Raw genomic sequence first — 1,024 nt, forward strand, 5'->3', positions numbered from 1 at the left:
CTCTTTATATAATTCTCAAAAAAATATAGCTTCTATAGTTGCTTAATAATTACATGTTTTTCAGGTATCCAACTATTCTGTCCGATATCTACCGCATTTCCCACTCTACCCCACACTCGAAAAGATGTCGATCCATCTATGTTTCCTTTATAATTCATACATTCAGGCTCTTCATAATAATTTACTCCGTAACCGACAGGATATTTTGAAGTTGCATAAAACCATTTCACATTAAAATGTTTTAAATATACCCACTGCTTATCGTTCCCTAAACAAATCATATCTTGCTCACCGCCTCCCCAATAACCTGCTAAGATTAAATATGGAATTTTTTGAGTGAGTGTACCTGTAAATTGAGGATTCATGGGGTTTTCATATAAATTTATTCCATATCCATCAGGATATTTCGAAACTGCAATACCAATGCCATTCGGTTGCTGTGTATACACTATGTTAGATTGATTTGCTTTGTTCGAATTTATAAACCAAGAAAGTGACTTATTTCCTACTAATCGATTCAGATCACATTTCCCAATCCCAGGAACATTCCCTGAATCCGTATATTGCCACATATCGCATGGATATGCTGGCTTATTCCCTCCATAACGAGGGATCCATACGAAATCAGCTTCAATATTACGTGCTTCAAATGATAGATACGTGTGATGCCCTACATATAATCCTACTTTTTCCGCACCTAAACGGCGTAATTCATCAATAAATGCCTGTGTCCCGCCTTGCATATCTACCATCGTTTGAACTTCTACGTCCGCTACCCAAAACTTAGCAGATTGATCACCACGATTCCAAAAATCTTGTGCCTCTTTCTTTGCATCAGCAATAGATATAAAACGGCAAAAAGCATAATTACCGAATGGGATACTATGCTTTTTCATTTCACTAACATAATTTTGATACATAAAATCCACCGTATTAGAGCCATCTTGAACTCTAGCAATCACTAAATCTAGCTGAGATGCTGCAATATCCCAATTGATAGTTCCATTCCATTTTGAAATATCTA

General features: G+C 36.1%; 1 protein-coding gene. It reads right to left on the reverse strand.

Annotation, left to right across the window (positions count from 1 at the left end; translation table 11 throughout):
* Positions 1-32: 32 nt before the first annotated feature.
* Positions 33-1,024 (reverse strand): glycoside hydrolase family 25 protein (locus tag ABWK52_RS22685; RefSeq protein ID WP_353772146.1); only part of this gene is annotated, 992 nt, incomplete at its 5' end.

It is taken from the genome of Bacillus sp. AP50, from assembly GCF_040492675.1.
GTDB classification, from domain to species: Bacteria; Bacillota; Bacilli; order Bacillales; family Bacillaceae_G; genus Bacillus_A; species Bacillus_A cereus.